Here is a 6,005-nt window from a genome sequence, read left to right on the forward strand (position 1 = left end):
GCTTCCGCAACCTCACCCACTACATCGCGAGATCACTGCTCGAAGCCGGAGGCTTCAGACCCGCGCTACACCCCTAATTCCGAAGAGCCGGTGAACGTCCCCGAATGGTTCACCACATCCAGCATCCCTCGCGTCGGCTCGTGCTGCACTATCAATACCCCCATCTCCGCCTTCTGTGCAGTGATGGTGCCCTCAAGATCGCGCACCATGCCGGGATTCAAGCTCTTGCCGCCCTTCACCGAAACGAGCACGCGCCCAAGGTTCTTGACGCTGCCGTCGAGGGTGAAACGCGCCACTCCGTCGATGCCATGATCCCCAACCTGCTTCTCGTTCGGCTGCGCGTTGATCTGGGAAACTGCCCACCGCTCGAAGTCGAACGGGTTGCGATCGAACAGAGCCTGGGCGCCGCCGACGTCACGGGGGATGCCGGCGACGTCGATCGAGTCCAGCACTGACTTTCCGAAGGTGTGCAGCATGCGCTTCACGATCAGGTCGATCGCGATGTACGTGATGTCGATCCCAATCCATGACCGTCCGAGTTGCTGCGCTGCATCGACGGTTGTCCCGCAGCCGCAGAATGGGTCCAGCACGATGTCGCCGGGGTTTGTCCCTAGGCGCAGGATGCGCTCTAGCAGTGCGAGCGGTTTCTGTGTCGGATAGCCCAGCCGCTCCGCAGCCTGCGAATTCAGCGGCGGAATATCCGTCCACACGTCGGCAAGTGGAATCCCACGTTGTTCGTCGAGGTAACGCTTCATTTGCGGGACGGTGCCAGGCTTCGTCTGAATGACGATCCCGTTTTCGTAGCCCTCCTGCATCCGCTCCTTTGTCCATCGCCAGACTCGCGTGATGCCTAGGAACTCATAAGTGAGATTCGGTCGGTCGGAGCTGGGATTGATGAGGTTGTCGAGGCGATACCTACGGCCGTCTTCGTCGAAGTGCGTGTACTTCCCGAGCGTCTTCGGGTCCAGGTCGCTCTCGTCGTAGGGAATGAAAGCGTCGTCGAGGTTCCACGTGGTCTTGTCGGTCTTGCCGTAGACCAGGATCACGTCGTGACTGTTGGGCAACTTGCGGGTTTGATTCGCTTTGCCGAGCGTGCGCTGCCAGATCAGTTCATTGCGGAAGGTACGTGGATCGAAGATCGAGTCGAGCAAGATCTTGAGGTAGTGCGACATCGTCGGATCGCAGTGCAGCCAGAGTGAGCCGGTATTTGTCAGAACCCGATGCAGCTCGACGAGCCGGGGAGCCATGTTGACGAGATACGCGAGCGCGTCGTTTTCACCGACGAGCGTTCGGAACGCTGTGAGCGCTTCTGCTGCCCGGAAGGGGATGCCGCCGCCCACATACTCATCGAATTGTTCGCTGGTCGTCTGAGTCCACGCCCATGTGTCCTCGAATGCCTGAATCTGCGCGCCCGCGCCGTGCTCGGATTCGCCGTGGCGGGAGAAGATGACGTTGTAGTTTCGGGCCGAGTTGAACGGCGGGTCCAGATAGATCAGATCGACGGATGAAGAAGGGAGTTTGCGAAGCACCTCGAGGTTGTCGCCGTAGTAGAGCCGGTTTTTGTCCACAGCTCAGACGGTATCGCTCCCGGCGTGTGCAGCTCTCTCCGGACTCGCGGCTCATGGTCGATTGGTGACGCACCCTACCGATTAGGCGCCGAGTCGGATCGGGACACGGCGGGCCAGCTGTGCCGCAGCCGCCGACCCCCCGCAAACTGACATAATAACCATTATCGGTGATTCTCAGATCACGATTTTTCGCACATAGGCGCGTTCTACACGCCGACGACGACGAGCTGGCATTGCGCGCACCAGTCGCCGTGTGCTGCACGGCGCAGGACGGTGCCGCAGTGGGGACAGTGGGGCGTGGCCGCAACCTCGAACCCGTCAGAGGCGATCATCGCGTGAGAGTACCGCCGCCCCACCGTGCGCGGCCTGGATTGTCCACAGCGCCCACGGTGATCGGCTCACGAGTAGGCGCGATGCACGTGCCATTCGCCGCCACCGCCGTACACGTCGAACACGAACGATTCGCCGGCGGGGTCGGTGCCTTGGAATCGCCACCCGTACATGCCGCGCCCGCGGTGGGCGTCCTCGGGGTCGATGCTCCACACGCTGTCTCGCAGCCGTGTGGGCTCGTCGGTGACGGTCCAGCGTCGGCCGGCGTAGAACATGCGTGCCGGCTGCTCGTCGACCAGCCAGATAGTAGCCTCATGTTCTAATTCAATCGCCGTCATGGTTACTGAGGATAGAACAGATGTTCTAGTGTGGCTATCGGAATCTTGGCCGGAGGAAGGAGCGGCCGCGGTGACCACCAACCGCCGGTACGAAGAGCACTTCGCAGCCAAGCACGCTCAGTCGCTGCTCGATGCGCCTCCCCCGCCGTGCACGCTCCCTCAGCAGGCGTACGGGCCGCAGCGCATCGAGTGGGTCAAGGGGTCACTCCCGCCCGTGTGGGCGTGGGTGAGCTGGCCGGATCGCGCGGCCGAGCGCATCGCGGCGTACGCACGCGGCTGGAATGATCGGGTGGTCATCGTCGCCTGGTATGGACCTCGCGGGCAGGTCGACTGCGTCGTCTGGCGCAACGCCGTTGCCCACAGACGGTCCGAGAGCCCACCCGCCTAGGGCGTGTTGCTAAAGGCTGCGTCCGACTCACGGCTGCCAAGTGAGGCAGGATTGGGGGCGTGAGTGTCTCGCTTCGCCCGTGGAACAGTCGCGATGCGTCGGCGCTGAGCGAGGCATTTCAGAGCACTTCCGATCTGGCGACTCAGTTCGGCGGCGCCGATCTGTCAACCCGGGCAGCTGCTGAGGCGTTCATCGACCAGTCCTTGCGCTTCGACGAGCACGTGAAGAACTGGGCCGTCGTCGAGGACGGTGTTGCGATCGGCAACGTCGGAGCGTCCGCGATCGAGTTTCGGCACGAGACCGCGTGGATGTATTACTGGCTCGCAGCCGAAGCGCGCGGGAAGGGATACGTGACGGGTGCGCTCATCGTGGTGAGTGACTGGGCCTTTGAGAACGGGCTGCATCGGCTCGAGCGTGCTGCATCCTTGGTCTGCGTTCGATGGCAGCTACGGCAACATGAATAACTGGCCGCCACACACGTACAACAACCCCGATACGTGCAACAACATCCAGGGGTATGCGCCGAAGTGCAACCTCAACGACACCATCAGCGGCGCGAAGAACAGGGATGCCACCTACAAGGTCCGCCTGTTCAACGACGCGTACTACTCGGGGGCCTACCAGACCATCTACCCGCTGACGTCGGTTACACAGGTGGCGTATAATGATCAGATTTCATCGCTCTGTTGGAATGCGGGGACAGTATGCAGCTTCTAGCCCGCCGGGTGACGGCGGTAGTCATAACTGCTGCCATCGGAGTCGTGAGCTTCGGTGTTGCAACGAGTGTCGTTGCCCAGTCCCGTGTCCAGCCAGCAGGCGCCGGCGGGGCGGCACCGACCGGAGCGGCATCGGACGCTTCTGCTGCCGTGGAGGAGCTAAAGCTCGGCCAGGTCACCGATGTTCGTGTAGGCAGCGACATCGTCTTCCCCGTCGACTCTTACCGAATGTCGCCAGAGGATCAGAATGTGGTCTTCCTGGCTGAACACAAGGCGATGCAGTCTTGCATGGCAAGATTCGGCGAGTCGTTCGACGTTCCGCCGCAGACAGTTCCCGCCGAGAGTCATGACTACGATCGCTTGTTCGGGGTGCTGGACCTGGCGCAAGCACAGAGCACTGGTTACCACGTGGTAGGCGACGAGATCCTCGAGTCAGGCGAAGGAGCAGGGATCGCAGAGAAGGACGCGAGTTCTCTCGACGAGCGCGCCCTGGACATTGCTATGGGCGACGGCTCCGATCGAGAGATCAACGGTCAAACTGTTCCTGCGGGGGGTTGCATCTCCGAAGCTCGCTCCATTACCGGCGACGACGGTTCGAGCCAAGCCCTCCTCGAGTCGACCGTTGCGTACGGCCTGCGCCAATCGGACAGAGACCCTCGCGTGCTCGCCGCGTTCCGTTCTTGGAGCGAATGCATGAAGGCAAACGGGTTCACGTACGAGACGCCTGCGGCCGCGATTAATGACCCGAAGTGGGCAACATCGAAAGCGTCGGCCGCCGAGATTCAAGTCGCCGCCTCGGACGTCAACTGCAAGCTCTCAACGGGCCTTACCGGGCTGAGAGTCGCCGTCGCTTCTGCGTGGCAGGACGAATACATCTCCTCGCACGCAGATGAGTTCAAATCCCTGAGTCGCGGTGACGCAACAAAGCTCGCCAAGGCCCGTTCTCTTCTGGCAACGTCGCGCTAACCAACGCCCGGAGATCCTCGCCGCCTCATGCGAGACATCCCACCGATCCTATCGAGCAGCAACTATCACGCCGCTCTCTGCCTGGGGGCCACACTGCACTGGCTCACATCGTTAGAGCTGACATCGTCGCACGATGCGACAAGATGAGCAGATGCAGACCGACACCCCGACGGACGTCATCTTCATCGGCGGCCGTTCGGGAGTGGGCAAGTCGTCCGTGGCCGCGGAGGTCTCCCGGATCCTGGCCCGCGCCGACATCCGCCACGCACTCATCGAAGGCGACAACCTCGACCAGGCATACCCACAACCCTGGCGCGACGGCATCAACCTCGCGGAGCAGAACCTCGCGGCGATGTGGAAGAACTACCGAGCCGTCGGCTACTCACGTCTGATCTTCACCAACACCGTGAGCGTGCTGCAGGTCACGGAACTGAAGGCCGCGCTCGGCGGCGAGACTCATTCATCCGCGGTCCTGCTGACATCAACCGACACGACCGCAGCCCATCGACTCGCGCAACGAGAGATCGGCACCGCGCTGGCCGAGCACATCGACCGCAGCAACCTCGCAGCGCGACGACTCGACGCGGCGGACAAAACCGTCTCACGCATCGCCACCGACGGCCGCTCCGTCGCGGAGATCGCGCACGAGATCCTTGTCAGCGCGGGCTGGCTGGACACCCCGAGCGCCGCGGAGAGCGTTTAGCAACACGGCCTAGGCGCTGAGGTTCGCGTGGCGCAGCTCTACGATCTTGTCGACGCGTAGCCCTGTCCAGTTTTCGCCGGTCGACGTCGTGACCAGCGGCAGCTCACGGACGCCGCGGCCACGCAGCTCGTCGACCAGGCCCGCCGCCTGGACGTCGACGACCTCGAAGGGGATATCGGCAAGCCGCAGCGCCGTGCACGTGTTCGTGCACTTCCAGCATCCCTCTGCCCCGTACACCGTCACCTGAACGCTCATCGTTGGTCACCCTCTCCGCAGTTGTCGGCTGTTCAGCCGATGCATCGCCATCGGCTGATACCCGCCGCCCTGCGACCCGTGGAGGGCGGGTCAAGGGCCGGCTCTGCTGGGATTCCGCAGGAATCTGCGTAGCACCCTTGACGCGCCCGGAGCGGGGCGCAACAACGCCACCAGTCCCCCGCGGCCACGCACGCGCCAGCTCGAGCGGTTGACACGTACGTGTCACTGGCGCTTGATCTATGGCAATTTGCGGCGTGTCTCTAGAGTCGAGTTTGATCTATGGCTAGCTTGGGCCCTATGTCCGACCACCGTCTTCCTTGGGGTAGCCGCGAAGACCCGGTGAGTGTCGGCTGGGCGATCGAGCGGCTTCGCAAAGATCGGCTGAGCCAGCTCGCCGCGCATGCCGGCGTTTCCAACGCCGTCTTTCTCGAAGCTGTCATCGACCATCTGGAAGAAGAGCTGAATGACCGCGGGCTGCCCTTCTGGTGGCCGGCTCAGGAACCGAAGGACGGGGAGCTGCCTATCGGCGACGTCGCATAAATGACTTCGCCCCTCGCTAGAGGCGAGGGGCGAAAAGTGTCAAGTCCGATCCGGTGAAGTTTGGCGACTGAACGGATCGAGATTTTCAAAGAACCGCCCACGAGGGGCGGGGCTTTGTCGTACCCACCCTCCGAGGAAGGCCGGTATGTGCATAGGTTAGCTCACGCGCGCCCTGATAGCCATAGCGCTAGGGTTCAGCAC

At 62.7% G+C, this 6,005-nt stretch carries 9 protein-coding genes; 5 read left to right on the forward strand and 4 right to left on the reverse strand.

Features of this window, described 5'->3' with window-relative positions:
• Window positions 1-65: 65 nt before the first annotated feature.
• The 3 genes from HMPREF1529_RS15260 to HMPREF1529_RS15265 form a co-directional block, all read right to left on the reverse strand.
• The gene (locus tag HMPREF1529_RS15260; protein WP_016465442.1) at window positions 66-1,568 is read right to left on the reverse strand and encodes a DNA methyltransferase; all 1,503 of its coding nucleotides are present in this window, start codon (window positions 1,566-1,568) and stop codon (window positions 66-68) included.
• A gap of 206 nt (window positions 1,569-1,774) precedes the next feature.
• Entirely contained in the window at window positions 1,775-1,900 is a 126-nt protein-coding gene (locus tag HMPREF1529_RS16445; RefSeq protein WP_269634133.1) for a hypothetical protein, read from the reverse strand.
• Between the two features lie 66 nt (window positions 1,901-1,966).
• Entirely contained in the window at window positions 1,967-2,236 is a 270-nt protein-coding gene (locus HMPREF1529_RS15265) for a hypothetical protein (RefSeq protein ID WP_016465443.1), read from the reverse strand.
• Between the two features lie 70 nt (window positions 2,237-2,306).
• On the opposite strand from HMPREF1529_RS15265, the gene HMPREF1529_RS15270 reads away from it, so the two are divergent.
• From HMPREF1529_RS15270 to HMPREF1529_RS15285, 4 genes are all read left to right on the forward strand, one after another.
• Window positions 2,307-2,624, forward strand: coding sequence for a hypothetical protein (locus HMPREF1529_RS15270; protein WP_016465444.1), 318 nt, complete (start codon window positions 2,307-2,309; stop codon window positions 2,622-2,624).
• A 59-nt stretch (window positions 2,625-2,683) separates the two neighbouring features.
• Entirely contained in the window at window positions 2,684-3,088 is a 405-nt protein-coding gene (locus HMPREF1529_RS15275; protein ID WP_016465445.1) for a GNAT family N-acetyltransferase, read from the forward strand.
• 402 nt (window positions 3,089-3,490) lie between these two features.
• Window positions 3,491-4,306 (forward strand): hypothetical protein, encoded by an 816-nt coding sequence (locus HMPREF1529_RS15280; RefSeq protein WP_016465447.1) that lies wholly within the window; start codon window positions 3,491-3,493, stop codon window positions 4,304-4,306.
• A gap of 151 nt (window positions 4,307-4,457) precedes the next feature.
• Window positions 4,458-5,009 (forward strand): adenylyl-sulfate kinase, encoded by a 552-nt coding sequence (locus HMPREF1529_RS15285; RefSeq protein ID WP_005053922.1) that lies wholly within the window; start codon window positions 4,458-4,460, stop codon window positions 5,007-5,009.
• A 9-nt stretch (window positions 5,010-5,018) separates the two neighbouring features.
• On the opposite strand, the gene HMPREF1529_RS15290 is transcribed toward HMPREF1529_RS15285, so the two are convergent.
• Window positions 5,019-5,264 (reverse strand): hypothetical protein, encoded by a 246-nt coding sequence (locus HMPREF1529_RS15290; protein WP_016465448.1) that lies wholly within the window; start codon window positions 5,262-5,264, stop codon window positions 5,019-5,021.
• A 297-nt stretch (window positions 5,265-5,561) separates the two neighbouring features.
• Here HMPREF1529_RS15290 and HMPREF1529_RS15295 point away from each other — a divergent pair, with 297 nt between their 5' ends.
• Window positions 5,562-5,804: a hypothetical protein gene (locus HMPREF1529_RS15295; protein ID WP_036283927.1), complete on the forward strand. Its 243-nt coding sequence runs from the start codon at window positions 5,562-5,564 to the stop codon at window positions 5,802-5,804.
• The last annotated feature ends 201 nt before the right edge of the window (window positions 5,805-6,005 follow it).

The sequence above is a fragment of the Microbacterium sp. oral taxon 186 str. F0373 genome, from assembly GCF_000411455.1.
Classification (GTDB): Bacteria; Actinomycetota; Actinomycetes; order Actinomycetales; family Microbacteriaceae; genus Microbacterium.

Bases quoted from the DNA above. Each gene is read 5' to 3' on its own strand.
- HMPREF1529_RS16445 (WP_269634133.1), bottom strand. From the start codon at position 1,900: ATGATCGCCTCTGACGGGTTCGAGGTTGCGGCCACGCCCCACTGTCCC.
- HMPREF1529_RS15265 (WP_016465443.1), bottom strand. From the start codon at position 2,236: ATGACGGCGATTGAATTAGAACATGAGGCTACTATCTGGCTGGTCGAC.
- HMPREF1529_RS15285 (WP_005053922.1), top strand. From the start codon at position 4,458: ATGCAGACCGACACCCCGACGGACGTCATCTTCATCGGCGGCCGTTCG.
- HMPREF1529_RS15290 (WP_016465448.1), bottom strand. From the start codon at position 5,264: ATGAGCGTTCAGGTGACGGTGTACGGGGCAGAGGGATGCTGGAAGTGC.
- HMPREF1529_RS15295 (WP_036283927.1), top strand. From the start codon at position 5,562: ATGTCCGACCACCGTCTTCCTTGGGGTAGCCGCGAAGACCCGGTGAGT.